This window comes from Dactylosporangium sp. NPDC005572, from assembly GCF_040605515.1.
Lineage (GTDB): Bacteria > Actinomycetota > Actinomycetes > Mycobacteriales > Micromonosporaceae > Dactylosporangium.
In genome coordinates, this window is the sequence record NZ_JBEXCY010000150.1 from 1 (window position 1) to 24763 (window position 24763).

The 24763-nt window shown below is 70.7% G+C and carries 29 protein-coding genes; 21 read left to right on the plus strand and 8 right to left on the minus strand.

What is annotated here, in order from left to right:
• Nucleotides 1–1459 (plus strand): transcription termination factor Rho (gene rho, locus ABZS66_RS43805; RefSeq protein WP_354768612.1); only part of this gene is annotated, 1459 nt, incomplete at its 5' end.
• A 147-nt stretch (nt 1460–1606) separates the two neighbouring features.
• On the opposite strand, the gene ABZS66_RS43810 is transcribed toward rho, so the two are convergent.
• Together ABZS66_RS43810 and ABZS66_RS43815 are read right to left on the minus strand one after the other, a co-directional pair.
• Nucleotides 1607–2509: an AAA family ATPase gene (locus tag ABZS66_RS43810; protein WP_354768614.1), complete on the minus strand. Its 903-nt coding sequence runs from the start codon at nt 2507–2509 to the stop codon at nt 1607–1609.
• Nucleotides 2502–3563 carry an RNA ligase gene (locus ABZS66_RS43815; RefSeq protein ID WP_354768616.1) on the minus strand — a complete coding sequence of 354 codons (1062 nt, stop codon included), beginning with the start codon at nt 3561–3563 and terminating at the stop codon, nt 2502–2504. The genes ABZS66_RS43810 and ABZS66_RS43815 overlap by 8 nt, the downstream gene beginning before the upstream one ends.
• A 237-nt stretch (nt 3564–3800) precedes the next feature.
• On the opposite strand from ABZS66_RS43815, the gene rpmE reads away from it, so the two are divergent.
• From rpmE to ABZS66_RS43830, 3 genes are all read left to right on the plus strand, one after another.
• A complete protein-coding gene (rpmE, locus tag ABZS66_RS43820; protein ID WP_354768618.1) occupies nt 3801–4028 on the plus strand; it encodes a 50S ribosomal protein L31 in 228 nt (75 codons plus the stop codon).
• A gap of 117 nt (nt 4029–4145) precedes the next feature.
• Nucleotides 4146–5240 carry a peptide chain release factor 1 gene (gene prfA, locus ABZS66_RS43825; RefSeq protein ID WP_354768620.1) on the plus strand — a complete coding sequence of 365 codons (1095 nt, stop codon included), beginning with the start codon at nt 4146–4148 and terminating at the stop codon, nt 5238–5240.
• 91 nt (nt 5241–5331) lie between these two features.
• The gene (locus tag ABZS66_RS43830; RefSeq protein WP_354768621.1) at nt 5332–5568 is read left to right on the plus strand and encodes a hypothetical protein; all 237 of its coding nucleotides are present in this window, start codon (nt 5332–5334) and stop codon (nt 5566–5568) included.
• A 32-nt stretch (nt 5569–5600) separates the two neighbouring features.
• On the opposite strand, the gene ABZS66_RS43835 is transcribed toward ABZS66_RS43830, so the two are convergent.
• The gene (locus tag ABZS66_RS43835) at nt 5601–7133 is read right to left on the minus strand and encodes a GGDEF domain-containing protein (protein WP_354768623.1); all 1533 of its coding nucleotides are present in this window, start codon (nt 7131–7133) and stop codon (nt 5601–5603) included.
• A 37-nt stretch (nt 7134–7170) separates the two neighbouring features.
• Between ABZS66_RS43835 and prmC the strand changes: the two genes are divergently transcribed.
• The gene (gene prmC, locus ABZS66_RS43840; RefSeq protein ID WP_354768663.1) at nt 7171–8034 is read left to right on the plus strand and encodes a peptide chain release factor N(5)-glutamine methyltransferase; all 864 of its coding nucleotides are present in this window, start codon (nt 7171–7173) and stop codon (nt 8032–8034) included.
• Nucleotides 8035–8043: 9 nt separating this feature from the next.
• Nucleotides 8044–8682, plus strand: coding sequence for an L-threonylcarbamoyladenylate synthase (locus ABZS66_RS43845; protein ID WP_354768665.1), 639 nt, complete (start codon nt 8044–8046; stop codon nt 8680–8682).
• Here ABZS66_RS43845 and ABZS66_RS43850 read toward each other — a convergent pair.
• On the minus strand, nt 8679–9332 hold the full coding sequence (locus ABZS66_RS43850; RefSeq protein WP_354768624.1) for an L-threonylcarbamoyladenylate synthase: 654 nt from the start codon (nt 9330–9332) through the stop codon (nt 8679–8681). The genes ABZS66_RS43845 and ABZS66_RS43850 overlap by 4 nt on opposite strands.
• A gap of 24 nt (nt 9333–9356) precedes the next feature.
• On the opposite strand from ABZS66_RS43850, the gene ABZS66_RS43855 reads away from it, so the two are divergent.
• Entirely contained in the window at nt 9357–9929 is a 573-nt protein-coding gene (locus ABZS66_RS43855) for a phosphotyrosine protein phosphatase (protein ID WP_354768626.1), read from the plus strand.
• Nucleotides 9930–9978: 49 nt separating this feature from the next.
• Here ABZS66_RS43855 and ABZS66_RS43860 read toward each other — a convergent pair whose 3' ends face one another.
• Complete coding sequence (locus ABZS66_RS43860; RefSeq protein ID WP_354768628.1) at nt 9979–11445, minus strand: SDR family oxidoreductase; 1467 nt, start codon at nt 11443–11445, stop codon at nt 9979–9981.
• Nucleotides 11446–11488: 43 nt separating this feature from the next.
• On the opposite strand from ABZS66_RS43860, the gene glyA reads away from it, so the two are divergent.
• Nucleotides 11489–12736 carry a serine hydroxymethyltransferase gene (gene glyA / locus ABZS66_RS43865; RefSeq protein WP_354768630.1) on the plus strand — a complete coding sequence of 416 codons (1248 nt, stop codon included), beginning with the start codon at nt 11489–11491 and terminating at the stop codon, nt 12734–12736.
• Nucleotides 12736–13125, plus strand: coding sequence for a hypothetical protein (locus tag ABZS66_RS43870; protein ID WP_354768632.1), 390 nt, complete (start codon nt 12736–12738; stop codon nt 13123–13125). The genes glyA and ABZS66_RS43870 overlap by 1 nt, the downstream gene beginning before the upstream one ends.
• On the opposite strand, the gene ABZS66_RS43875 is transcribed toward ABZS66_RS43870, so the two are convergent.
• Complete coding sequence (locus tag ABZS66_RS43875; protein WP_354768633.1) at nt 13126–13365, minus strand: hypothetical protein; 240 nt, start codon at nt 13363–13365, stop codon at nt 13126–13128.
• Nucleotides 13366–13453: 88 nt separating this feature from the next.
• On the opposite strand from ABZS66_RS43875, the gene ABZS66_RS43880 reads away from it, so the two are divergent.
• The 9 genes from ABZS66_RS43880 (at nt 13454) to atpD (ending at nt 20596) form a co-directional block, all read left to right on the plus strand.
• Nucleotides 13454–13624: a hypothetical protein gene (locus tag ABZS66_RS43880; protein ID WP_354768635.1), complete on the plus strand. Its 171-nt coding sequence runs from the start codon at nt 13454–13456 to the stop codon at nt 13622–13624.
• Between the two features lie 176 nt (nt 13625–13800).
• On the plus strand, nt 13801–14016 hold the full coding sequence (locus ABZS66_RS43885; RefSeq protein ID WP_354768637.1) for an AtpZ/AtpI family protein: 216 nt from the start codon (nt 13801–13803) through the stop codon (nt 14014–14016).
• A 32-nt stretch (nt 14017–14048) separates the two neighbouring features.
• Nucleotides 14049–14825 carry a F0F1 ATP synthase subunit A gene (gene atpB / locus ABZS66_RS43890; RefSeq protein WP_354768639.1) on the plus strand — a complete coding sequence of 259 codons (777 nt, stop codon included), beginning with the start codon at nt 14049–14051 and terminating at the stop codon, nt 14823–14825.
• A gap of 97 nt (nt 14826–14922) precedes the next feature.
• Nucleotides 14923–15144, plus strand: coding sequence for an ATP synthase F0 subunit C (gene atpE / locus ABZS66_RS43895; RefSeq protein WP_354768641.1), 222 nt, complete (start codon nt 14923–14925; stop codon nt 15142–15144).
• A gap of 40 nt (nt 15145–15184) precedes the next feature.
• Entirely contained in the window at nt 15185–15736 is a 552-nt protein-coding gene (locus ABZS66_RS43900) for a F0F1 ATP synthase subunit B (protein ID WP_354768667.1), read from the plus strand.
• A complete protein-coding gene (locus tag ABZS66_RS43905; protein WP_354768669.1) occupies nt 15733–16554 on the plus strand; it encodes a F0F1 ATP synthase subunit delta in 822 nt (273 codons plus the stop codon). The genes ABZS66_RS43900 and ABZS66_RS43905 overlap by 4 nt, the downstream gene beginning before the upstream one ends.
• 41 nt (nt 16555–16595) lie before the next feature.
• A complete protein-coding gene (gene atpA / locus ABZS66_RS43910; RefSeq protein ID WP_354768643.1) occupies nt 16596–18233 on the plus strand; it encodes a F0F1 ATP synthase subunit alpha in 1638 nt (545 codons plus the stop codon).
• A 3-nt stretch (nt 18234–18236) separates the two neighbouring features.
• Nucleotides 18237–19163 carry a F0F1 ATP synthase subunit gamma gene (locus ABZS66_RS43915; RefSeq protein ID WP_354768645.1) on the plus strand — a complete coding sequence of 309 codons (927 nt, stop codon included), beginning with the start codon at nt 18237–18239 and terminating at the stop codon, nt 19161–19163.
• Complete coding sequence (gene atpD, locus ABZS66_RS43920) at nt 19163–20596, plus strand: F0F1 ATP synthase subunit beta (protein ID WP_354768647.1); 1434 nt, start codon at nt 19163–19165, stop codon at nt 20594–20596. Before ABZS66_RS43915 ends, atpD begins: the two co-directional genes overlap by 1 nt.
• Before the next feature lie 254 nt (nt 20597–20850).
• On the opposite strand, the gene ABZS66_RS43925 is transcribed toward atpD, so the two are convergent.
• Complete coding sequence (locus ABZS66_RS43925) at nt 20851–21753, minus strand: calcium-binding protein (protein WP_354768649.1); 903 nt, start codon at nt 21751–21753, stop codon at nt 20851–20853.
• 221 nt (nt 21754–21974) lie between these two features.
• On the opposite strand from ABZS66_RS43925, the gene ABZS66_RS43930 reads away from it, so the two are divergent.
• Together ABZS66_RS43930 and ABZS66_RS43935 are read left to right on the plus strand one after the other, a co-directional pair.
• A complete protein-coding gene (locus tag ABZS66_RS43930) occupies nt 21975–22259 on the plus strand; it encodes a F0F1 ATP synthase subunit epsilon (protein ID WP_354768651.1) in 285 nt (94 codons plus the stop codon).
• Nucleotides 22260–22274: 15 nt separating this feature from the next.
• Entirely contained in the window at nt 22275–22730 is a 456-nt protein-coding gene (locus ABZS66_RS43935; RefSeq protein ID WP_354768670.1) for a DUF2550 domain-containing protein, read from the plus strand.
• Here the strand turns inward: ABZS66_RS43935 and ABZS66_RS43940 are convergent, their stop codons facing one another.
• The gene (locus ABZS66_RS43940) at nt 22731–23303 is read right to left on the minus strand and encodes a cob(I)yrinic acid a,c-diamide adenosyltransferase (protein WP_354768653.1); all 573 of its coding nucleotides are present in this window, start codon (nt 23301–23303) and stop codon (nt 22731–22733) included.
• Between the two features lie 28 nt (nt 23304–23331).
• On the opposite strand from ABZS66_RS43940, the gene murA reads away from it, so the two are divergent.
• Nucleotides 23332–24615, plus strand: a complete 1284-nt coding sequence (gene murA, locus ABZS66_RS43945; RefSeq protein WP_354768655.1) for a UDP-N-acetylglucosamine 1-carboxyvinyltransferase — start codon at nt 23332–23334, stop codon at nt 24613–24615.
• Nucleotides 24616–24763: the final 148 nt, after the last annotated feature.

A 24763-nucleotide genomic window follows, 5' to 3' on the forward strand; every position in this document is an offset into this window, starting at 1 on the left:
GGCCGCGGAGCGCGCTGCCGAGCGGGGTGAGCGGGCCGAGCGCGGGGAGCGTCCCGAGCGTTCGTCCGAGCGTGCGGAGCGTCCCGAGCGCGCGGAGCGTGCCGAGCGTCCCGAGCGCGCCGAGCGCTCCTCCGACCGCGGTGAGCGCTCCTCCGAGCGGGGCGACCGCAACCAGCGGGGCACCTTCACGCAGCACGACGACGAGGACGACGACGGCACCGGCCGGCGCGGCCGGCGCAGCCGGTTCCGCGACCGTCGCCGCGGCCGTGACCGCGAGGGCGCCGAGACGGGCGCGCGGCCGGGCAACGAGCCGCAGGTCAGCGAGGACGATGTCCTCGTCCCCGTGGCCGGCATCCTCGACGTGCTCGACAACTACGCGTTCGTGCGCACCACGGGCTACCTGTCCGGCTCGAACGACGTCTATGTCGCGATGTCGCAGGTCAAGCGGTATGGGCTGCGCCGCGGCGACGCGGTCACCGGCGCCGTGCGCCAGCCCCGCGACGGCGAGCAGCGGCGCGACAAGTACAACCCGCTGGTCCGCCTCGACACGGTCAACGGCATGGACCCGGAGGAGGCCAAGCGCCGCCCCGAGTTCTACAAGCTGACCCCGCTCTACCCGCAGGACCGCCTGCGGCTGGAGACCGAGCCGCACATCCTCACGACGCGCGTCATCGACCTGGTGATGCCGATCGGCAAGGGCCAGCGCGCCCTGATCGTGTCGCCGCCGAAGGCCGGCAAGACGATGGTGCTCCAGGCGATCGCCAACGCGATCACCCGCAACAACCCCGAGTGCCACCTGATGGTCGTGCTGGTCGACGAGCGGCCCGAAGAGGTCACCGACATGCAGCGGTCGGTGAAGGGTGAGGTCATCGCCTCCACCTTCGACCGCCCGCCGACGGACCACGCCACGGTCGCCGAGCTGTCGATCGAGCGCGCCAAGCGCCTGGTCGAGCTGGGCCACGACGTGGTCGTGCTGCTCGACTCGATCACCCGCCTCGGCCGGGCGTACAACAACGCCTCGCCCGCGTCGGGCCGCATCCTGTCGGGTGGTATCGACTCGACCGCGCTGTACCCGCCGAAGCGCTTCCTCGGCGCCGCCCGCAACATCGAGAACGGCGGCTCCCTGACCATCATCGCCACGGCCCTCGTCGAGACGGGCTCCACGGGCGACACGGTCATCTTCGAGGAGTTCAAGGGCACGGGTAACGCCGAGCTGAAGCTCGACCGCAAGATCGCCGACCGCCGCATCTTCCCGGCGATCGACATCGACCCGTCCGGCACCCGCAAGGAGGAGATCCTCCTGGCCCCGGACGAGCTGGCGATCGTGATCAAGCTCCGCAAGGTCCTCCACGCGCTCGACTCCCAGGAGGCGCTGAACCTCCTGCTCGACCGCCTGAAGAAGACCCGCACCAACGTCGAGTTCCTGATGCAGATCGCCCAGACGACACCGGGCGAGTAGCAGCAACTGCCGGCCGCCCTCGGGGAACGTCTCCCGGGGGCGGCCGCTTGCTGTCCGCCGCCGCGGGCAAGCGACGCCTTCCCATGATCAAGGGAAACTCCTGGTCGTCATGGCAGCCAGATTCTTCCCTTGATCATGGCGGCCGCCCTAGAAGTCGCCCTCCGCCACCTGGAAGACCGTCAGGCCCAGCGAGCGCCACATGCGGACGACCTGCTGGCGGTCGTCGAAGACGCCCACCACGTGGTAGCGGCTGCGGATCTCGCGGTCGAAGATCTCGGCCTTCACCACCGAGTCGCGGCGCTGGTCGCCGAACTCGCGCATGAACAGCCCCGCGTACGGGACCGCCACGTGCTTGTCGAGCCACGCCGCCGTCTCGTCGTGGCAGTCGTCCGAGCGGCCCGAGCAGAACACCACCTCGTGGCCCGCCGCGTGCATCGCCCGCACGGCGGCGATCACGGGAGCGTTCGGCAGGTCGGAGCCCACCCGGGTCATGTCGTACGGGCTGCGGCCGTTGAACAGCGCCACCGTCCCGTCGATGTCGACCAGGACCGCCCGCGGCGCGTCCGGCGGCGGCTCGTAGGCGACGCCCAGGGTCGCGTCCAGCACAGGCAGCGGCAGGGGATGCGGGCGGCCCGCGAGGTACCGCAGATGCATCCCCCGGATCACGTCCTCCCCGACCCGCTCGTCACCGGGTCGCAGGGCGTCCCGGCGCAGGCACTCCTCGAGCGGCACGTCGGTGAAGTCGCGGACGGAGAAGGTCGCCGAGCAGCGGCCGGCCAGCTCCGCGAACTCCCGGACGACCCGGCCCCGCAGGTTCGTGTCGTCGCAGACCACGTCGGCGCCGGCCCGCAGCAGGGCCTCGACCATCGCGTGGTGCGCGGCCGTGACCTCGCGCTCGGCCCGGCCGCGCAGCGCGTCGTCGGCGACCCGGCCGCCGTGCATCATGCGGCGCAGGTCGTCGCGGTTGACCCGGACCAGGTGCGTCTGCTCCTTGGCCCAGGTCGTCTTGCCCGAGGCGGGCAGCCCGCGGGTCAGGGTGAGGCTACGCACCGGGCTCCTCCAAGGATGGTCGTACCTGCTGCCACAGATACGATTCATAGCTCTTCTGGTCCAGCCGCAGGAACAGGCAGCCGCGCATCGGGTGCCGGGCCACGGCCAGCGCGAAGTCCTTCCGCGACCAGTCCGGAGGCAGCCCGGCGACCACCGCGTCGAAGGTCGCCTCGACCTCGTCGTGCAGCGCGGAGACCGAGGAGCGCAGGGAGACCGCGATCTTCGTGGCCCACGCGTGGAACTCGTCGGGCAGCGGCTCCAGCAGGTCGTCCAGCGTTCCGGCGACGACCGCCTCCCACACCACGCGGGCGTTGAGGCCGGTGACGATGCGGTGGAGGCGGACGTACTCGGCGTACTTGATCTTCAGCCGGGTGTCGGGGCCGACGAAGTGCACGACGAGGCCCTCGCGGTTGTCGCGCGGCGGCGCCGCCAGCGCCTCGGCCAGCGTCGCGTAGCCGAACGACTCGACCGTCGGGCCCGGCCAGTCCGGCACCGCGGCGGGGCCGTGGCTGCGGCCGGTCGCGATGTCGACGGCGCCGAGCAGGACGAGGTCGTCGAGGCCGCCGTAGTCGAGCACGATCCGGTTGCCCGGGTAGATGATCTCGAACAGCAGCGTGCGGTCCGTGGGCGGCGTGAAGCGGTGGGCGTACCGCGTGCGCCAGACCTCGGTCGCGTGCCGCGCCTGCGTCGAGTCGAACGAGCCCCGGGTCGCGATCGCGTGGCCCTCCGGCGTCGGGAACAGCACGCCGAGCGAGCCGTCGGCCTTGTCCGTGACGCTGACCGGCCCGTCGAAGTCGAGCGCCGGCGCCCCCGGCTGCCCGTGGTTGAAGAACTTCGCGAACGGGCGGGCGAGGACCGTGCCGGTCGCCGCCGACACGACGAGCCCGCGGCAGGCCAGCGTCGCCGGGTTCCAGACGTTCTCGTACTGCGTCTTCTCCGTGTAGTTGTGGATCAGCAGCGGCAGCGCGGGGTGGCGCTGGGTGCGGATGTACCCGCCGCTCACCATCTCGGTGAACAGCGCCGGATCGCAGAGTTCGTCAATATGCAGGCTCATGGCAGGAGCCAGGGTAGAAGGGATCATCAAAGGGCCGCGACGGACTTTCGAACGGGCTGTCCGTTCTGCGCCTCATGGGCGTTTCTCGCGTGGGGAATGAACACCCCGTGGGCAGCGTTACAGATGCCGGTTGAGTCGTCGTGACAAGCGCATGGCAGACTTGACCGACGGCCAAGAGGTTCCGGTTCACGCCACATGTGGCGACCCGGCGACCGACTCGACGAAAGGACCGCGGCCATGAAGCCGGGAATTCACCCGCAGTATGAGACCACTGAGGTCACCTGTTCCTGCGGCAACTCGTTCACGACCCGCAGCACCGCCAAGGGCGGCGCGATCCACGTGGAGACGTGCTCCGTCTGCCACCCGTTCTACACGGGCAAGCAGCGCGTCCTCGACACCGCGGGCCGGGTCGCGAAGTTCCAGCAGAAGTACGCGAAGGTCCAGGCCAAGAAGGCCGCCAAGTAGCGACGCTTCCGGCGCCCGCTCCGCTCCTCGTCCGAGGGTGCGGGCGGGCGCCGATTTCGTGTCGACCCGCACAGACGACCTGCTCAGACGACCTGCTCAGACGAGGCTGGAGAGGACATGACCGCCGACACCCGGCTCGCCACGCTGTTGGCGGAGTACCAGGAGCTCGAGCAGAAGCTCGCCGATCCCGGCATCCACGCCGACCAGGCGCTCGCCCGCAAGACCGGGCGGCGCTTCGCCGAGCTGTCGCCGATCGCCAAGACGGCCGGTGAGCTGGACCAGGCCCGCGAGGACCTGGGGGCCGCCCGGGAGCTCGCCGCCGAGGACGCGGCGTTCGCCGGCGAGGCCGAGGAGCTGGAGACGCGCATCCCGCAGCTGGAGGAGCGGCTCGCCGAGCTGCTGGCCCCGCGCGACGCCAACGACGCCAAGGACGTGATCTTCGAGATCAAGGCGGGGGAGGGCGGCGAGGAGTCCGCGCTCTTCGCCGGAGACCTGCTCCGGATGTACCTCAGGTACGCGGAGCGGCACGGCTGGGCCACGGAGGTGCTCGACTCCCAGGAGTCCGACCTCGGCGGGTTCAAGGACGTGGCGGTCGCGATCAAGTCGCGCGGCATCCCCGACGGCGGCAACGGCGTCTGGTCCCGGCTGAAGTGGGAGGGCGGCGTCCACCGCGTCCAGCGCGTGCCGGCGACCGAGTCGCAGGGCCGCATCCACACCTCCGCGGCCGGCGTGCTGGTCACCCCGGAGGCGGAGGAGACCGGCGAGATCGAGGTCGACCCCAACGACCTGCGCATCGACGTGTTCCGCTCGTCGGGCCCGGGCGGGCAGAGCGTCAACACCACCGACTCGGCGGTGCGCATCACGCACCTGCCGACCGGGATCGTCGTGTCGTGCCAGAACGAGCGCTCCCAGCTGCAGAACAAGGACCGGGCGATGCGCATGCTCCGGGCCAAGCTGGTGGCCCTCGCCGAGGAGCAGGCGGCCGCCGCGGCCGGCGACGCCCGCCGCTCGCAGGTGCGCACCGTGGACCGCAGCGAGCGGATCCGGACGTACAACTTCCCCCAGAATCGGATCTCCGACCATCGGATCGGTTACACCGCGTACAACCTCGACCTCGCCCTCGCGGGGGACCTCGACGGGGTGCTGGACGCCCTGGCCGAGGCCGACCGCAAGGCCCGGCTCGCCGGTGAGGACCAGCTCAGCAGAGGGTGACGCGGGTCTAACGCGGACGTCACATCATGGAAACGCTGCAGCGGGACGCTGAACTCCGGTAGCGTTTTGTGCCGGGAGTACTGCACGCAACGTGATCACCGCCACCATCGGGAGGGAAGCCATGCCGTCTGCGTCGCCGTCCGTCGACCTGTCCGCCGGCCCGCGCGTCGTGGTGGGAACCGCCGCCGAGATCATCTACAAGGTGGGCCGGACCGTGCTCGGCGCTGAACGGATGCCGACGGCAAAGGCGAACGCGTGGGCGGCGGTCTGTGCCGACCAGGAGCGCGCCCGCATCCGCGAGGAGAACGCGCGGATCTCGTCCCGTTAGGTTCTGTGCCCGTTAGTTCTGTCCCGCCGGTTTTATGACGCGGCCCGCGGCCGCGGCGCCTTTGCTCGCAGCATCGCGTGGTCGGCCGCCTCGAATGCGGCCGCCACGTCGCTGAAGTCCTCGCCCTGGAGGCCGGCCCAGCCGATCGTCACCCCGACCGGCGTCCCCGGCACCAGCGAGTGCCAGTCCTCCGACGCGATCGCGGCCTCGATCCGCCGGGAGATCTCCCGCGCCTCGCCCGCGCTCGTCGTGGGCAGCACCACCACGAACTCGTCGCCGCCGTACCGGGCCACGAAGTCGCCCTTGCGCATGACCCGGTTCAGCACGCCGGCCACCCGCTGCAGCACGTGGTCGCCGGAGAGGTGGCCGTGGACCGTGTTGACGTCCTTGAACCCGTCCAGGTCACAGACGCCGAGCACGGCGTGGCCGCCGGCCTTGAGCAGCTTGGTGACGTGCTCCTCGAGATACCGCCGGTTGGGGAGCCCGGTCAGCGGGTCGGTCAGCGCCTCGCCGCGGTGGAAGTCGATCCGCCGCACCATGTCCTCGTGGTCCAGCAGGGCCGCAACCCCCTCGACGAAGAGGTCGCGGAGCCGGTCGAGCTGGGCGACGGCGACCCGGAAGGCGCTGCGGTCGGCATGGTACGCCAGCCGGTAGTCGGCGGCGCCCAGGTGCGCGAGCGCGCGCAGCCGGTGGATCTCCGCCCCGCCGAGCGAGTCGTCGGCCACGGTCGCGGTCTCCAGCCGGGCCACCGCCTCGATCGGCCGCCGCTCGGCGATCGCCTGGCAGACCGCGCCGAGCGTGCGCAGGTCGCAGGCCCGGGTCGACATCCCGGCCGACTCCAGCAGCGGCCACGCCTCGACCCCGGTCTGGACGGCGCCGAGCGTGCCGAGGCGCACGACGGCATACCCCATCGCACCCCGCGCGATCGGCCGCAGCCGGCCCACCTCGTCGTCCTTCTGCTTGCGCTCCAGGTCGTGCACGATGTCGCGGAGGATGCGCTGGCAGCCCTCACTGTCGCCGCGGTGGTCGAGGTCGACGGCGAGCCGCAGCCGGATCTGGGGCGCCGCGAAGTCGGTGTTGGCGGTCGGCACGCCGACCTCGACGGCCACCTCGCGGGCCTTGTCCATGGCGGCGAGCGCGTGGCCGTGGAAGCCCGTGTACGAGTACGCCATGGCGAGGTTGTGCCAGCCCCACGCGGTCGTCTCGTCGGTCAGCTCCACCGCGCCGAGCGCCCGCGAGCCGTGCACCAGCGCCCGCACACAGCCTTCGAGCGAGCCGCCCCGCAGGGCCACGATGGCCGCGAGCGCCTGGAGCTCCCCGTACTGCGCGGGGTCCTGCACCTGGCGGGCCGCGGCCAGCCCGGCGTCGAGGGCGGCGGCGAAGTCGCCGGCCTTGCCCAGGTTGATGAGCGTGATCAGGCGGAGCGTCAGCGCCTCCACCCGGTCGTGCGGCGCCTGGTCGTCGGCGAGCACCCGGTCGATGACCGTCATCGCCTCGCCCAGCTGGTCCTCGAAGATGAGGCGCCGGGCGCGCGCCAACTCCGACGTGCGGTCGGCAACCGCCATCGGGACCCCCTTTCACCGCGCGCCCCATGATTATGGGGTGCACAGCGTCGAAGATGACACGCCGGAACGTGAGTTGCCCACGCTTCTCGCCGCGGCCACCCGTCGACTTGCCGCAGCCGGTGTGGCCTCACCGCGGGTCGACGCCGAGCTGCTGGCGTCCCATGTCCTGTCCGTGCCGCGCGGCCGCCTGCCGGTCGTGCGCGCGCTCACGCCTGAGCAGGCATCGCTCTTCGAGTCCCTGGTGGCCCGTCGAGCGGCTCGCGTGCCGTTGCAGCACCTCACCGGCGAGGCCCCGTTCTACGGGCTCTCGTTCGCCGTCGGCCCGGGCGTCTTCATCCCGCGATTCGAGACCGAGCTGCTCGTGGAGTGGGCGTTGCGCCAGCCCGCCTTCCGCGTGGTGGACCTGTGCTCGGGCTCGGGCGCGATCGCGGTGGCGTTCGCGGCCAACCGGCCGTCGGCCACGGTCGTCGCGGTGGAGCGCTCGCCGGCGGCGCTGCCCTGGCTGCGCCGCAACGTGGCCGCCCTGGCTCCGGCGGTTTCGGTCGTCGAGGGCGATGTGACGGACTTCTCGATTTTGTCCGATGTGGACGGTTTAGTGGATCTCGTACTGTGCAATCCGCCCTATGTCCCCATATCGGCCCCGGTCGACGTCGAGGTGCGCGACCACGACCCGGCCTCGGCGGTCTTCGCCGGCGCCGACGGCCTGGCCCTGATGCCCGGCATCGCGGCGCGCGCGGCCGCGCTGCTGCGCCCGGGCGGACTGCTGGCCATCGAGCACGACGACACCCAGGGGGAGTCCCTGCCGGCCCTGCTGCGCGGGTTCCCGTTCGCCGACGTCGTCGATCACGCGGATCTGGCCGGGCGGCCCCGGTTCACCACCGCGCGCCGGGTGGCAGACTAGGTCCTCGTGATGCTCTACGACTGCAGCCAGCTGGCCGAGCGCGAGCGGGGGATCGCCGCGGCGATCGAGGCCGTGAGCCGGGGCGACCTGGTCGTCATGCCGACCGACACGATCTACGGCATCGGCGCCGACGCGTTCAAATCGTGGTCGGTCACCGCGCTCAACAACGCCAAGGGCCGCACGGCGCCCGTGCCGGTGCTCGTCGGCTCCCGGCACACGCTCGACGGCCTGGTGTTCGGCCTGCCGCAGGCCGCGCGGGACCTGGTCGACGCGTTCTGGCCGGGCCCGCTGACGATCGTCGTGGAGCACGCCCCGAGCCTCCAGTGGGACCTGGGCAGCACCGACGGCACGGTGGCGGTGCGGATGCCGCTGCACCCGATCGCGCTGGAGGTGCTGCGCGAGACCGGCCCGATGGCCGTCTCGTCGGCCAACAAGGTCGGGCAGCCCCTGCCGCAGACCGCGGAGGAGGCGCGCGACCAGCTCGGATACGCGGTGAGCGTCTACCTCAGCACCCCGACCGACCTCGACAACGTCACGAGCACGATCGTCGACGTGACCGAGAACCGCGTCCGGGCCGTCCGCCTCGGCGGCCTGTCGCTGGACCAGCTCCGCGAGGTCGTCCCGGCCATCGAGGAGCCCGTCTCCTAGGCTTTCGCGGCCGCCTCGATCTGCTCCAGGGTCACCGGGCCCTGGCGCAGGATCTTGAACGTGCCGGCCTCGACCAGGACCAGCGTCGAGGCCAGCGGCTGCGTGATCGAGGTGAGGTCCTCCAGCACCGGCACGACCTCCTCGCCCGACCAGTCGAGCTCGGGCAGGAAGGCGTGGTCCAGCGGCCGGCTCTCCTGGCCGGAGCGGTTCAGGCTGGTGGCCGTCACCGGGCTGCCCAGCAGGTCGACCACCTGCAGCGTGGCCGGGTGGTCGGGCACGCGCACGCCCACGGTGCCGTTGAGCGTGACGAGGCGGTCCGGGAGGCGGCCGCTCTGCGGTACGACAACTGTCAGAGGACCCGGGGTGAACGCCCGGACCAGGCGCTCGGCCACCTCGTCCAGCTGCGCGAACTCGTGCACCATCCGCAGCGATCCGAACGCCACATGCATCGGGTTGGCGAGGCTGCGCTCCTTGGCGTGGAAGACCTTCTCGACCGCCCGCTCGTTGGTGGCGTCCGCGGCGATCATGTAGCCGGTCTCGGTCGGCAGCACGGCCAGGCCGCCCTTGCGGAGATGCTCGGCCACCCGCGCGGCGGAGCCGAACGACAGCAGCTTGGCGGGGCTGTGTGCGAGCGCTTCGAACCTGGTCACGGACCGCCATGTTAGCTTGCCGCCATGTCGTCACCGTTCAGCGTCCTCGTGGTGTGCATGGGCAACATCTGCCGCTCGCCGATGGCCGAGCGCATCCTGATCGCCGACATGCTGGCGCTGGGGGCGACGGCCGACCAGCTGTACGTCCACGGCGCCGGCACCGGCGGCTGGCACGCCGGCGAGGGTATGGACCCGCAGGCCGCGAAGCAGGTACTCGCCCGCGGGGGCGACCCGACCGGGTTCCGGGCCCGCAAACTGCTCGCCGAGCACATCGAGGCCTCGGACCTGATCCTGACCGCCACCGGTGAGCAGGTCGACTTCGTGGTCGGCCTGTGCCCGGACGCGGCGGACCGCACGTTCGTGTTCGGCGAGTTCGGCCGGCTGCTGCGCGGGGTCGACCTGGCGTCGTTGCCGGCCGGCGATGTGTACGACCGCGGGGTGGCGCTGGTCGAGGCGGCCGACGCGGCGCGGGACGGGCGCCGGGACAGCGACGACCTGGACGATCCGTGGGGGCGGCCGGACTCGTACTTCAGCCGCGTCGCCGACGAGATCCACGGGGTGACCCGACCGCTGGCTTCGGCGCTGCTCTCGTCGTGATTCCGGTCAGTCGACCGACCGAAACCACAGCGAGCGGCGACGCCCAAACTCAAGACGCCCGCCGCGCAGCCGCAGCGGTCCGAGCGATGTTCCGGGCCATGCCCCCGAAGACGACAGCGTGGAACGGCGCGACCGACCACCAGTACGCGTGCCCCGCCAGACCCTTCGGCAGAAAGACGGCCCGCTGCGAATAGACAGACCCGCCGGACCCGTCGTCGTGGACCCGCATCTCCAGCCAGGCCCGCCCAGGCAGCTTCATCTCCGCCCGCAACCGCAGCAACGAACCCGGAACGATTTCTTCCACCCGCCAGAAGTCCAGGGCCTCGCCGACATACAGGCGGTGCGGATCGCGGCGGCCGCGGCGCAGGCCGACGCCGCCCACGGCGCGGTCGAGCCAGCCGCGGAGGGACCACGCCAGCGGAAAGGAGTGCCAGCCGTTCCGGCCGCCGATCGCCTCGACGACCCGCCAGAGCGAGGCCGGCGGGGCCGGCACGGCGCGGGAGCGCTCGTCCTGGTAGGCCGTGCCGCCCGACCACGACGGGTCGCTGGGCAGCGGGTCGCTCGGCGCACCGGGGACGGAGGCGTTGGCCCAACTGGTCTCGACGGCGGCGTCGCGGATCTTGCGCAGGGCCAGCTGGACGGCGAGATCGAAGCCGGTGAGGCCGTCGTCCGGGTCAGGGACGAAGGAGGCGATGTCGTGCTCGCGGCAGACGGCCTCGTGGATGAGGCTGCCGACCAGCGGGCGGGCGATCCGGTTCGGTACCGGCGTCACCAGCCCGACCCAATGCGACGACAGCCACGGCGTCAGGACCCGCACCGGGACGAGAACGCGGCGCGGCAGCCCGGCCACCCTGGAGTACCGCTGCATCATCTCGGCATAGGTGAGGACGTCAGGACCGCCGATGTCGAACGCCCGGTTGACCCGCGGCGGGAAGACCGTGGCCGCGGCGACCAGGTATCGCAGGACATCCCGGATGGCGATCGGCTGGACGCGGTTGCGCACCCAGGACGGCGTGACCATGACGGGCAGGCGCTCCGTGAGGTACCGCAGCATCTCGAACGAGGCGGAGCCCGACCCGATGATGACCGCGGCCCGGAAGACCACGGCCGGCACGCCGCCGCGCAGGAAGATCTCGCCGACCTCGCCCCGGGAGCGCAGGTGGGCCGAGGCGCGTTCGCCGGGCACCGGGCCCCCGAGGTACACGATCCGGGAAACGCCGGCATCGCGGGCCGCGACCGCCAGGTTCAGCGCGCTCTCCCGGTCGACGTCCTCGAACGCGGCCTGCCCGAGCGCGTGCACCAGGTAGTACACGACTTCGACGTCCTTGCATGCCTCGGCGAGGCCCTCGGCGGTGGCGACGTCTCCGGTGGCGATCTCCACGCGGGAGGCCCACGGGACGTCGCGCAGGCGGCGCGGATCGCGGGTCAGGCAGCGCACCTCGTGGCCGGCCGCCAGCAGCCGCGGCACGAGCCGGCCGCCCACGTAGCCGGTCGCGCCGGTCACCAGACATCGCATGACTTCATGCTTACCCTGCGCGATTGCCACCTAGACTCGTTTCATGGGCGACACGTACTGGGGTCCGGACTTCGACGCGCTCCGCGAGACCGACCCGGAGATCGCCGGCGTGGTCCTCGACGAGTTGCAGCGGCTGCGCGGCGGCGTCCAGCTCATCGCGAGCGAGAACTTCACGTCCCCGGCCGTGCTCGCCGCGCTCGGCTCGACGCTCACGAACAAGTACGCGGAGGGCTACCCCGGCCGGCGGTACTACGGGGGCTGCCGCGAGGTGGACCGCGCCGAGGAGCTGGGCATCGAGCGCGCCAAGGCGCTGTTCGGCGCCGAGCACGCCAACCTCCAGCCGCACAGCGGGGCGAGCGCCAACCTGGCGGCGTACGCGGCGCTGCTGATGCCGGGCGACACGGTGCTCGCGATGGAGCTGCCGCACGGCGGCCACCTGACCCACGGCAGCAAGGTGAACTTCTCCGGCAAGTGGTTCAACACGGTCGGCTACCCGGTGGGCAGGGAAAGCGAGCTCATCGACTACGACGAGGTGCGCGACCTGGCCCGGTCCCACCGTCCCAAGATGATCATCTGCGGCGCGACCGCCTATCCGCGACTGATCGACTTCGCCCGCTTCCGGGAGATCGCCGACGAGGTCGGGGCGTACCTGATGGTCGACGCGGCCCACTTCATCGGCCTGGTCGCCGGGCGGGCGATCCCGTCGCCGGTTCCGCACGCCGACGTCGTCTGCCTCACCACGCACAAGGTCCTCCGCGGCCCCCGCGGCGGCATGATCCTGTGCAAGGAGTCGCTGGCCCAGCGCATCGACAAGGCCGTCTTCCCGTTCACGCAAGGCGGCCCGCTCATGCACGTCGTGGCCGCGAAGGCGGTGGCCCTGAAGGAGGCGGCCCAGCCGGCGTTCGCCGACTACGCCCGCCAGGTGATCGCCAACGCCCGCGAGCTGGCCGCCGGCCTGGCGGCCGAGGGCATGCGACCGGTCTCCGGCGGCACGGACACCCACCTGGCCCTGATCGACCTGCGCGGGCTGGGGATCACCGGCCGCGAGGCGGAGGAGCGCTGCGACGCCAACGGGATCACGCTGAACAAGAACGCGATCCCGTACGACCCGGAGAAGCCGATGACGGCCTCGGGCATCCGCGTCGGCACCCCGGCGGTGACCACGCAGGGCATGAAGGAGACCGAGATGCGCGAGATCGCGGCGCTCATCGGCGCCGCGCTGCGCGGTGAGACGGTCACCGATCGGGTCACGGATCTGGTCACCCGGTTCCCCGCGTATCCTGGCCCGTGATGAAGAAGCGGCTCCAGCACCTTCCCGCCGGCCTGATCGCGATGGCGGCACTCCTTGTCGTCGCCGTGCCCGTCGCGCTGTGGCGGGACGGGGCGTCCGGCGCGTCCGGCGCGGTCGCCGGGATCGGGCTGGTGACCCTCAGCTACACGCTGTCCAGCCTCATCATCGCCTGGACCGACCTCAAGGCCCACCACCTGCTGATGCCGGTCGCGCTCGGCACCTATGTGGTCAAGTTCACCATCATCGGCGTCGCCATGTGGTTCGTGAGCGGCGCCGACTGGGCCGGGCTGCCGTGGATGGGCGCGCTGGTCATCGCCGCCGTGATCGTCTGGATGGGCGCGCACGCGACCTGGGTCTGGCGGGCCAAGATTCCGTACGTCGAGCTGTGATCAACTGCACGGGTCCGACCGCTCGCCGCTGTTCTCCGACAGCTTCCGCGTGACCCCGCGGGAGACCACGGTCGCCTCGACCCACGTGCGGTAGTTCCCGCGGGCACAGGGCGCGGTGATCTGCCGGGTTCGTTCGCTGTTGCGCCGCTCCAGCGTCGTCGCCTTGCCACCGGCCGTGAACGACCGGCCGCCGATCGTCGTCCACGACGTGCCGTCGAGGCGCTGCAGGTGAACGGTCATCGTGAGCGACTCCGCGCCCGGGCTGTCGCACCGGAAGCGCCCGGCCGCGACCATCCGGTTGCTCTCCTCAAGAACGCGCTGAGGCGAGATGCTGCAGCGCACCGCGGTGGGACTGCTCTGCGTGACGGTGTCGGTTCCCTCGGTCCTGGTGACCGTAATGACCGCCAAAATCAGGAAAAATGCGATCACCGTGTTGCGCAAGGTCATCACCCCGGCACAGATTGTCAAGTTGAGCTCTCAGCTAATCCTGCGGGGGTGACCGTGTGCAACATTCATTCATGCATCAGTCGTGTAGTTGACGTTTGCCGAGCGTTCGGCGTAGTAACGTTGACGCCCGCCGGTTGATGGCCCCGGGACCTAGAGCAACCCCCGCGCGAGGAGCACGCGGGGGTCGATGCACAGGTGCCCACGGCAGGCTGATATGGTCACCGCGTCATGGCCGGTAACCAGACACCCAAGCAATCCGGATCGAGTGGCTCCAACGAGGGTTGGGCCGCCGTCGGATACCTCATCTCGGGCATCGCCGTGTGGGGCTTCATTGGCTGGCTGGTCGACCAGTGGCTTGGCTCCGATGGCATCGCCACCGCGATCGGATGTGTGCTCGGCGCTGCAGGCGGCATCTATCTGGTGGTCAAGCGCCTCGGCGCCTGACCTGCCGGTGATTTCAATATGAGAGGGACGTGGTGAGCGGTCTGATTCTGGCGGAGGTGCCCTTCCCGCCGACCGTGCGAGACATCTTCCCGCCGAACATCGGGGACGTTGGCCCCTGGCTGAGCAAGTTCACCCTTCTCATCCTGCTTGCCGTCACGATCGTGCTGGTCTACTTCCTGGTCTCCTACCGCAACCCGCAGGTCGTGCCGACCAAGAAGCAGTGGCTCGCCGAGTCCATCTACGGATTCGTGCGGGAAGGCGTCGCCAAGGACGTCATCGGCCACCAGGGGCTGCGCTTCGCGCCCTACCTGGCGTCGCTGTTCACCTTCATCCTGGTCGCCAACGTCTTCGCGATCGTTCCCGGCATTCAGATCTCGCCGATGTCGCACATCGCGTTCCCGGCGGTCCTGGCGCTGTGCACCTATGGTCTCTACCTCTACCAGGGCTTCAAGAAGCACGGCTTCCTCGGCTACCTGAAGCACGCGACCTACCTGCCGGCCCCGTGGTACATGCAGCCGCTGCTGCTGCCGATCGAGGCGCTCCAGGCGTTCATCCTGCAGCCGGCCACGCTCGCCCTGCGTCTCTTCGCCAACATGTTCGCCGGCCACATGCTGCTGCTGGTGTTCACGCTGGGCGGCTTCGCCCTGCTCAACGCGGAGAGCATCTTCATCAAGCCGATCTCGGTGCTGTCCTGGGGCATGACGATCCTGCTCACCTTCTTCGAGCTGCTGGTCGCCGCCCTGCAGGCCTATGTCTTCACGCTTCTTACGGCCAACTACCTCGCGGGAACCCTCGCCGAGGAGCACTGAGCCCGGATCCCCGCTTCGAAGTCTCGAAAGCGTACGAGCACCACCCTTTTCAGTTGTCCCGCGTGATCGTCACGCGAGATCTCAGGAGGATTCACAAATGTTGGCAGAAGTTACCGGTAGCCTCAGCGCCGTCGGCTACGGCCTTGCCGCCATCGGCCCCGGCATCGGCGTGGGCATCGTCTTCGCCTCGTACATCCAGTCCACCGCTCGCCAGCCCGAGTCGGCCGGTCTGACCCGCACCTACATGTTCCTCGGCTTCGCCGTGGTCGAGGCGCTCGCCCTGCTGGGTATCGCCTTCGGCTTCGTGTTCCGCTCCTAGTCCCGCCCCTTCCTGGAACGAGAGCGGGAGGTTTCCCATGTTGTTCTTCGCAGAAGAGGGCGGGCACGAGCCCAACCCGATCGTGCCGATCTGGCAAGAGATGGTCATCGGTACCATCGCCTTCGCCATCCTGGTCTACGTGCTGGTGAAGTTCGTCTTCCCCCGCATGGAGGAGACCTTCAAGGCGCGGGTCGACGCGATCGAGGGCGGGATCAAGCGCGCCGAAGACGCGCAGGCCGAGGCCAACCGGCTGCTGCAGCAGTACAAGGAGCAGCTGGCCGAGGCCCGCACCGAGGCGGCCCGCATCCGCGACGAAGCGCGCGCCGACGCCACGGGCATCCGTGAGGACATCCTCGCGAAGGCCCGGGAGGAGAGCGACCGCATCATCGCGGCCGGCCGTGACGCCCTGCAGACCGAGCGGCAGGCCATCGTCCGCCAGCTGCGGGCCGAGGTCGGCTCGCTGGCCGTCGAGCTCGCCGGCCGGATCGTCGGGGAGTCCCTGGAGGAGGAGGCCCGCCGCCGGGGCACCGTCGAGCGGTTCCTGCAGGAGATCGGTGACGCTGACGCGGCCGGTGCCGCGGGGCGGCGCTGATGGAGGCCATCAACCGGGAGGCGTACGGGGCCGCTGCCGACAAGCTCGCCGAGTTCTCGGCGGGCGCTGACGCGCAGCGGATCGGTACCGTCGCGGACGAGGTCCTCGCGGTGGCCGGCCTGCTCCGGCGCGAGCCGCGGCTGCGCCGGGCCCTCGCCGACCCGGGCCGTCCCGCCGACGAGCGGGCCGGGCTGATCCGCTCGATCCTGTCGGGCAAGGTCGGCGACGACTCCGTCGAGCTGGTCGCCGCGCTGATCGGTGGCCGCTGGTCCGGGCCGGGCGCGCTGCTCGACGGTGTCGAGCGCCTGGGCGTCGACGCCCTGCTCGCCGGGGCGGACCGCGCCGGCGACCTGGCCGACGTCGAGGACGAGCTGTTCCGCTTCGGGCAGGTCGTCTCCGGCGACCCGCGCCTGGCGGGCGCCCTGGCCGACTCGACCGCTCCGGCGGAGGCTCGCAGCGAGCTCGTCGGCAGCCTGCTCGAGGGCAAGGCCAAGGTGGCGACGGTGCGCCTCGCGCAGCTGGCCGTGGCCGGCTTCGGTGGCCGTGGGTTCGACGCGTCGCTGTCCCGGCTCGTCGAGCTGGCCGCCGCCCGTCGGGACCGCTCCGTCGCCTACGTGACCAGCGCGGTCGCGCTGACCGACGTGGAAGAGGAGCGCCTGGCCGCCAAGCTCCAGCAGCTGTACGGTCGAGGAGTCTCTCTGAAGATCGACGTTGATCCGCGCATCATCGGAGGCATGCGGGTCAAGGTCGGCTCCGACCTCTACGACGGCACGGTCGCGCGCCGCCTCGCCGAGGCCCGCACGGCGCTCGCCAAGTAACCAATCCCCGAAGCTTGAACACTTGAGATAGAAGGTTGAGGATGGCCGAGCTGACCATCTCCTCGGACGACATTCGGGGCGCACTCGAGCGCTACGTTTCGTCCGTTGATTCACGGATCTCCCGCGAGGAGGTCGGCGTCGTCTCGTATGCCGGCGACGGTATCGCCCAGGTCGAGGGCCTGCCCTCGACGATGGCCAACGAGCTGCTCGAGTTCGAGGACGGCACGCTCGGCGTTTCGCTCAACCTCGACGTCCGCGAGATCGGTGTCGTCGTCCTGGGCGACTTCAAGGGCATCGAGGAGGGCCAGCAGGTCAAGCGGACCGGCCGCGTGCTCTCGGTGCCGGTCGGCGACGCCTTCCTCGGCCGCGTGGTCAACCCGCTCGGCCAGCCGATCGACGACCGTGGCGAGATCGCCAACGAGGGCTTCCGCGAGCTCGAGCTGCAGGCGCCCAACGTCATGGCCCGCCAGCCGGTGAAGGAGCCCCTGCAGACGGGCATCAAGGCGATCGACGCCATGACCGCCATCGGCCGCGGCCAGCGCCAGCTGATCATCGGTGACCGCAAGACCGGCAAGACGACGGTCGCGCTGGACACGATCATCAACCAGCGCGACAACTGGCTCTCCGGCGACCCGAAGAAGCAGGTCCGCTGCATCTACGTCGCCATCGGCCAGAAGGCCTCCACGATCGCCGCGACCCGCGGGATCCTGGAGGAGCAGGGCGCGATGGAGTACACCACCATCGTCGCCTCTCCGGCGTCCGACCCGGCCGGCTTCAAGTACCTCGCGCCCTACGCCGGCTCCGCCATCGGCCAGCACTGGATGTACGGCGGCAAGCACGTCCTGATCGTCTTCGACGACCTGACGAAGCAGGCCGAGGCCTACCGCGCCGTCTCCCTGCTGCTGCGCCGCCCGCCGGGCCGCGAGGCCTACCCCGGTGATGTCTTCTACCTGCACTCCCGGCTGCTGGAGCGCTGCGCGAAGCTCTCCGACGATCTGGGCGGTGGCTCGATGACCGGCCTGCCGATCATCGAGACCAAGGCCAACGACATCTCGGCCTACATCCCGACCAACGTCATCTCCATCACCGACGGCCAGGTCTTCCTCGAGTCCGACCTGTTCAACCAGGGCGTCCGCCCGGCCATCAACGTCGGCACCTCGGTGTCCCGCGTCGGTGGTTCGGCGCAGGTCAAGGGCATGAAGGACGTCGCCGGCCGGCTCCGGCTCGACCTCGCTCAGTTCCGCGAGCTCGAGGCCTTCGCCGCGTTCGCGTCGGACCTGGACAAGGCGTCGCGGGCCCAGCTGGAGAAGGGCGCCCGCCTGGTCGAGCTGCTCAAGCAGCCGCAGTACTCGCCGTTCTCGGTCGAGGAAGAGGTCATCTCGATCTGGCTCGGCACCACCGGCCAGCTCGACGACATCGCGGTGGCCGACGTGCGGCGCTTCGAGACCGAGTTCCAGCAGTACCTCCGCAGCAACCGCAAGGAGCTGCCGGCCGCGATCGCCGAGTCCAAGAAGCTCGAGCAGGACACGATCGCGGGCCTGACCGAGGCCGTGAAGAGCTTCAAGCAGGTCTTCTCGACCAAGGACGGCGGCACCGCGGTCAACGAGGCGCCGGCCAAGGCCCTGGAGGGTGAGCAGGACCGCGAGACCGTCACCCGCCAGGTCCGGAAGTCGGGCTGAGCCATGGCCGGTCAGGTACAGGCCCTGCGCCGCAAGATCCGAACGGTCAAGTCGACCAAGAAGATCACCAAGGCGCAGGAGCTGGTCGCCACGAGCCGCATCGGCAAGGCGCAGGAGCGGGTCGCCGCCTCCCTGCCCTACGCCGAGGCGATCACGGGCGTGCTGACGGCGCTGGCGACCAACACGAACGTCGACCACCCGCTGCTCGTCCCGCGCAACCCGGTCCGCCGGGCCGGCGTGCTGCTGGTGACCAGCGACCGCGGGCTCTGCGGCGGGTACAACGCCAACGCCATCCGCACGTGTGAGCAGCTCATCGCCCGCCTGCGCGGCGAGGGCAAGCAGATCGCGCTCTACATCGCCGGCCGTAAGGGCGTCACCTACTACCGCTTCCGTGGTCGCGAGATCGCGGGCAGCTGGACGGGCTTCTCCGAGCAGCCGCGGTACGAGAACGCGTCGGACATCGGCGAGACGCTGATCCAGGCCTTCGTCAACGGCGCCGACGACTCGCTCGACGGCCCGGGCCCCGACGGCATCCTCGGCGTCGACGAGCTCTACATGGTCCACACGCAGTTCCGCTCCCTCATGACCCAGACCCCCGTCGCGCGGATCGTCGCGCCGATGGAGGTCGAGGAGCAGGAGGTCAGCGGGCCGCTGCCGGCCTACGAGTTCGAGCCGGAGGCCGAGCAACTGCTCGAGGCGCTGCTGCCGAAGTACATCAACACGCGGATCTTCGCGGCGTTGCTGGAGTCGGCCGCCAGCGAGTCGGCCGCGCGCCGGCGGGCCATGAAGAGCGCCTCCGACAACGCCGACGACCTGCTCAAGCGGTACACCCGCGAGATGAACTCCGCTCGGCAGGCGGCGATCACCCAGGAAATCAGTGAGATCGTCGGCGGCGCCAACGCGCTGGCGGCGGCGGGAAGTGATGTGTGATGACTGCACCAGCAGACACGAAGACCGCGGTCGGCCGCGTGGTCCGGGTCATCGGCCCGGTCGTCGACGCCGAGTTCCCGCGTGACGCCATGCCCGACATCTACAACGCGCTCCACGTCGAGGTGAACCTCGCCGAGGGCAGCAAGAAGCTGACGCTCGAGGTCGCGCAGCACCTCGGCGACAACATGGTGCGCGCCATCTCGATGCAGCCGACCGACGGCCTGGTCCGCGGCGCCGAGGTGACCGACACCGGCAAGGGCATCTCGGTGCCGGTCGGTGACATCACCAAGGGCCACGTGTTCAACGCCCTCGGCGAGGTGCTCAACGCCGACGAGTCGAAGCTCGAGATCAAGGAGCGCTGGGAGATCCACCGCCCGGCCCCCGCGTTCGCCGAGCTCGAGCCGAAGACCGAGATGCTGGAGACCGGCATCAAGGTCCTCGACCTCCTCGCGCCGTACGTGCGCGGTGGCAAGATCGGCCTGTTCGGCGGTGCCGGCGTCGGCAAGACGGTGCTCATCCAGGAGATGATCACCCGCGTGGCCCGCAACTTCGGTGGCACCTCGGTGTTCGCCGGCGTCGGCGAGCGCACGCGTGAGGGCAACGACCTCATCCTGGAGATGACCGAGGGTGGCGTCATCGACAAGACCGCCCTCGTGTTCGGCCAGATGGACGAGCCCCCGGGCACCCGTCTGCGGGTCGCCCTCTCGGCGCTGACGATGGCGGAGTACTTCCGTGACGTCCAGAACCAGGAGGTGCTGCTCTTCATCGACAACATCTTCCGGTTCACCCAGGCCGGCTCCGAGGTGTCGACGCTGCTCGGCCGCATGCCGAGCGCCGTCGGTTACCAGCCGACCCTGGCCGACGAGATGGGCCAGCTCCAGGAGCGCATCACCTCCGTCCGGGGCAAGGCCATCACCTCGCTCCAGGCGATCTACGTGCCCGCCGACGACTACACCGACCCGGCGCCGGCCACCACGTTCGCCCACCTGGACGCGACGACCAACCTCGAGCGGTCGATCTCCGACAAGGGCATCTACCCGGCGGTCGACCCGCTGGCGTCGTCCTCCCGGATCCTGGCTCCCGAGTTCGTCGGCGCCGAGCACTACGCGGTCGCCCGCGAGGTCCAGCGGATCCTCCAGAAGTACAAGGACCTGCAGGACATCATCGCCATCCTGGGCATGGACGAGCTGTCCGAGGAAGACAAGGTGACGGTCGGCCGCGCCCGCCGCATCGAGCGCTTCCTGTCCCAGAACACCTACGCCGCCGAGCAGTTCACCGGCGTCCCCGGCTCGACCGTCCCCCTCAAGGAGACGATCGAGTCCTTCAAGAAGATCAGCGAGGGCGAGTACGACCACTTCCCCGAGCAGGCCTTCTTCATGTGCGGCGGCCTTGAGGACCTCGAGCGCAACGCGCACGAGCTCATGAAGGACTGACGCAGCACCGTCCCACGGAAGCGGCGCGGATTCTTCCGCGCCGCTTTCGCTTGTTCTCGAGGGACTCGGGTCCGTGCAAGGCACGACCGTCGCTCCCGCCAGACACCGCTCGTGGCCCCGGTGCATCCGCACCGGGGCCACGGACGCTGCCATCGCCGTCGTGGCAAGAACCCGCGACCTCCGGCCGCGCCGGATGCCCGCACGCCGTGCGGTGGTCGCGCGTTTTAGACCCTCCGCGGTCAACAGCGCCGGGGCTACGTGAAGACCGGGCCGCAGTTCACGACCGTGCCGCCGTCCGCCTCCGGGTAGCACCAGTCGGTCGCCGGCCCGCCGTCCAGGATCGTGTCGTTGCCGGACCCGCCGTAGAGGGTGTCGACGCCCGCCTCGCCGTACAGGGCGTCGGCCTGGTGCCAGCCCCGCAGTACGTCGTTGCCCGCGCCCCCGCGCAGCGTGTCGGCGCCCGATGTGACGAAGCAGGAGAGCAGCGTGCAGAACCACGCGGTGCCCCCGTCCAGCACGTTCGGCCCCGAACTACCCGTCAGCGTGTCCGCCCCGCCGCCGCCCGTGAGGTTCTCGATCGTGTCGACGTACGTGTCCTCGGCGCCGCCGGTCGTGGCGTTGGCGACGACCGCGCCCATCCGCCCCTCGTACGTGACCAGGTCCGTGCCCGAGCCGCCGTTGATCCAGTCCTGCGCCGGGCCCGAGTACACGATGTCGTCGCCCGAACCGCCGGCCACATCGGTGACCGAGGCGGCACTGCCGCCGGTGTGCAGCACGTCATTCCCCGAGCCCAGGTTGAAATGGCCCGCCCGGGTCGTGCGGTTGTCGAGGGAATCGTCGAGATCGCCGAGCGAGACGTCGAAGAAGCTCAGAACGCGTTCACAGTCCAGTACCGTCAGATCGCCCTCGACGGGATGGACGCAATCGTCCTCGTCCGATGTGATTGACACCACATCGTCGAGGCGCCATACGTCGGGAGAAGACCCGACTTTGGTGAGAATGAGCGTGTTCGCCTGGCCGTCGGCGGCCTCGAAGACCACCTCGCCCCCGTTGAACCAGACCGAGGCGCTCGGCGGATCCGCGTGCGCGGCGGCCGGAAACAGCACCGCGGCCACGGCGAGCACCGCCGCCGGAACTGCGCGGGACAGTCGTTTCACGGTGAGTCACCTCCCCTGGAATTTTCAGGAAAAGCCCACCGTGACAGGGTGACGTGCGTCACGCTCTGAAGTGTCGGAAAGTCATCGGACGGCAAGCCGGACCCCCGGCTATTCAGGTGCTGTTAAGCCTTCGTGCCAACGTGGCGAGGCCCACTGCTCGGCCCGTCGGATCATTGACTAGACTCGTCCAAACCGAATCGCGCACACGAGGAGTAACTAGCGTGGCGAGGCAGCTGCACGTCGAGCTCGTAGCCGTCGAGGAAAAAGTCTGGTCCGGCGACGCGGACATGCTTGTCGCTCGCACGACCGAGGGTGAACTCGGCGTGCTCCCCGGCCACGCGCCGCTGCTGGGCCAGCTGGCCGAGGCCGGCCAGGTGCGGATCAAGCGCTCCGGAGGCCAGGACCTCGCCTTCGACGTGACCGGGGGGTTCGTCTCGGTCACGGCGACCGGGGTGACGGTGCTCGCCGAGAGCTGCACCCCCGCCTCCTCCGCCGCGGCGCACTGAGCGAAGGCGGCGATGGTGAGGATCGTCGAGGGAATCGGCATCGCGGTCCTCATCCTGCTCGCCGCGCTGGCGCTGCTGTTCGTGCGGCGCATCGCGATCGGCCGCCGGGGCGGCACCATCGAGCTGGGCGTCCGGCTGAGCACCATGGTGCCCGGCCGGGGCTGGTCCGCGGGCCTGGCCCGGTTCGCCGGCGACGACCTCCGGTGGTATCGCATCTTCAGTTTCTGGCCGGGCCCACGCCGGGTGCTCTCACGGCGTGGGCTCTCCGTTGACCGCCGCCGCGCCCCCGACCCGGCCGAGCTGCTCGTGCTCCCGCCCGACTGGATCATCGTGCGGTGCGTCAGCCGGCAGGCGCCGGTCGAGATCGCGATGGCCGAGCGGGCGCTGACCGGCTTCCTGTCCTGGGTGGAGGCCGCGCCCCCGGGCGAGTCGACCCCGGAGACCCGGCCCTACCGCTACCGCACCGGCTGACTAGCGCGACCCGCCCGGCACCCACTTCACGTCGCCACCCGGGTTCGCGACACGGCACAGGATGAACAGCAGGTCCGACAGCCGATTGAGATACTTCACCGCCACCTCGTTGGTGCCGTCCGGGTCGACCGCGACGAGCGCCCACGCGCTGCGCTCCGCCCGCCGGGACACCGTGCGGGCCACGTGCAGCAGCGCCGCCCCGGGCGTGCCACCCGGCAGGATGAACGAGTCGAGCTTCGGCAGCCGGGCGTTGAACTCGTCACACCACCCCTCCAGCCGCTCGACCTGCGCCTCGGTGACCCGCAGCGGCGGATGCGCCGGCTCGGGCGTGATCGGGTTGCACAGGTCTGCCCCGACGTCGAACAGGTCGTTCTGGACCACGCCCAGCACCTCGCGGACCTCGGCCGCGAGCTCGCCGAGCGCCAGGGCCACGCCGATGGCCGCGTTGGCCTCGTCGACGTCGGCGTACGCGACGATCCGCGGATGTGTCTTCGGCACCCGCGAGAAGTCCCCCAGTCCCGTCTCGCCGGCGTCGCCGGTCTTCGTGTATATCCGCGTGAGGTGAATGGCCATGGTTTTCACGGTACGGAATGCCCCTACGATGGCGGACGTGGACGTGATCCGTGTGATGGGCGGCGCCCGGCTGGCCGGTGACGTGTCGGTGGTCGGCGCCAAGAACTCGGCCCTGAAGCTCATGGCCGCCGCGCTCCTGGCGACCGGTCGCACGACCCTGACCAACGTGCCCCGCATCACCGACATCTCGATCATGGCCGAGGTCCTCCGCCGGCTGGGCTGCGAGGTCGAGCTGGACGGCGACCGGGTCGTCATCGACGTCCCCGACCGCCTCGGCACCGAGGCCGACTACGACCTGGTGCGGCGCCTGCGCGCCTCGATCTGCGTGCTGGGCCCGCTGCTCGCCCGCTGCGGCCACGTCCGGGTCGCCCACCCCGGCGGCGACGCGATCGGCTCGCGCGGCCTCGACATGCACGTCGAGGGCCTCCGCCGGATGGGCGCCGACATCTCCGGCGAGCACGGTTTCGTCATCGCCACCGCCCCGAAGCTCCACGGCGCCACGATCTGGCTCGACTTCCCGAGCGTCGGCGCCACCGAGAACCTGCTCATGGCGGCCGTCCTGGCGGGCGGCCGCACCGAGATCGACAACGCGGCCCGCGAGCCCGAGATCGTCGACATCTGCCGCATGCTCACCGACATGGGCGCCGACATCGAGGGCGCCGGCAGCTCCCGCCTGGTCGTGCGGGGCGTCCCCGAGCTGCACCCGGTCGAGCACCGCACGGTCGGCGACCGGATCGTGGCCGGCACCTGGGCCTTCGGCGCGGCGATGACCCGCGGCGACGTCACCGTGCACGGCATCGACCCGACGTTCCTGGAGATCGCGCTCGACAAGGTCGTGACCGCCGGCGGCGAGGTGTCGACCGGCCGTGACTCGTTCCGCGTGCAGATGGCCGAGCGCCCCCGCGCCGTCGACGTGGTCACGCTGCCCTATCCCGGCTTCGCCACCGACCTGCTGCCGATGGCGGTCGGCCTGGCATCGGTGAGCGAGGGCTCGAGCCTGGTGACCGAGAACATCTTCGACGGCCGCTTCATGTTCATCAACGAGATGGCCCGCCTCGGCGCCGACATCCGCACCGACGGCCACCACGCCGTGGTCCGCGGCAAGGACCGCCTGTCGGGCGCCCCGGTCACGGCCACGGACATCCGCGCGGGCGCCGGCCTGGCGATCGCCGGCCTGTGCGCCGACGGCGTCACCGAGATCCGCCACGTGCACCACATCGACCGCGGCTACCCGAGCTTCGAGTCCGACCTGCGCGGCCTGGGCGTCGAGGTCACCCGCGCGGTAGCCCCACCCGACGAGTTCGAGTTCTAGCGAACCCCCCACCGGGCCCTCCGCCCGCCCCGTCCGCGGCTGCGCCCGCTCGCCACCCCGCGCGACTGCCCCGCTCACCAGCCTGCGCGGGTGCGCCCTGCCCGCCCTGCCCGCCCTGCCCGCCCTGCCCGCCCTGCCCGCCCTGCCC

What these genes read in the sequence shown, in the direction of transcription:
- ABZS66_RS43815 (WP_354768616.1), bottom strand. Translation starts at nt 3,563, where the DNA reads ATGAGCCTGCATATTGACGAACTCTGCGATCCGGCGCTGTTCACCGAG.
- rpmE (WP_354768618.1), top strand. Translation starts at nt 3,801, where the DNA reads ATGAAGCCGGGAATTCACCCGCAGTATGAGACCACTGAGGTCACCTGT.
- prfA (WP_354768620.1), top strand. Translation starts at nt 4,146, where the DNA reads ATGACCGCCGACACCCGGCTCGCCACGCTGTTGGCGGAGTACCAGGAG.
- ABZS66_RS43835 (WP_354768623.1), bottom strand. Translation starts at nt 7,133, where the DNA reads ATGGCGGTTGCCGACCGCACGTCGGAGTTGGCGCGCGCCCGGCGCCTC.
- ABZS66_RS43845 (WP_354768665.1), top strand. Translation starts at nt 8,044, where the DNA reads ATGCTCTACGACTGCAGCCAGCTGGCCGAGCGCGAGCGGGGGATCGCC.
- ABZS66_RS43855 (WP_354768626.1), top strand. Translation starts at nt 9,357, where the DNA reads ATGTCGTCACCGTTCAGCGTCCTCGTGGTGTGCATGGGCAACATCTGC.
- ABZS66_RS43860 (WP_354768628.1), bottom strand. Translation starts at nt 11,445, where the DNA reads ATGCGATGTCTGGTGACCGGCGCGACCGGCTACGTGGGCGGCCGGCTC.
- glyA (WP_354768630.1), top strand. Translation starts at nt 11,489, where the DNA reads ATGGGCGACACGTACTGGGGTCCGGACTTCGACGCGCTCCGCGAGACC.
- ABZS66_RS43870 (WP_354768632.1), top strand. Translation starts at nt 12,736, where the DNA reads ATGAAGAAGCGGCTCCAGCACCTTCCCGCCGGCCTGATCGCGATGGCG.
- ABZS66_RS43875 (WP_354768633.1), bottom strand. Translation starts at nt 13,365, where the DNA reads ATGACCGTTCACCTGCAGCGCCTCGACGGCACGTCGTGGACGACGATC.
- ABZS66_RS43880 (WP_354768635.1), top strand. Translation starts at nt 13,454, where the DNA reads ATGCTGCAGCGCACCGCGGTGGGACTGCTCTGCGTGACGGTGTCGGTT.
- ABZS66_RS43885 (WP_354768637.1), top strand. Translation starts at nt 13,801, where the DNA reads ATGGCCGGTAACCAGACACCCAAGCAATCCGGATCGAGTGGCTCCAAC.
- atpE (WP_354768641.1), top strand. Translation starts at nt 14,923, where the DNA reads ATGTTGGCAGAAGTTACCGGTAGCCTCAGCGCCGTCGGCTACGGCCTT.
- atpA (WP_354768643.1), top strand. Translation starts at nt 16,596, where the DNA reads ATGGCCGAGCTGACCATCTCCTCGGACGACATTCGGGGCGCACTCGAG.
- ABZS66_RS43915 (WP_354768645.1), top strand. Translation starts at nt 18,237, where the DNA reads ATGGCCGGTCAGGTACAGGCCCTGCGCCGCAAGATCCGAACGGTCAAG.
- atpD (WP_354768647.1), top strand. Translation starts at nt 19,163, where the DNA reads ATGACTGCACCAGCAGACACGAAGACCGCGGTCGGCCGCGTGGTCCGG.
- ABZS66_RS43940 (WP_354768653.1), bottom strand. Translation starts at nt 23,303, where the DNA reads ATGGCCATTCACCTCACGCGGATATACACGAAGACCGGCGACGCCGGC.
- murA (WP_354768655.1), top strand. Translation starts at nt 23,332, where the DNA reads ATGGCGGACGTGGACGTGATCCGTGTGATGGGCGGCGCCCGGCTGGCC.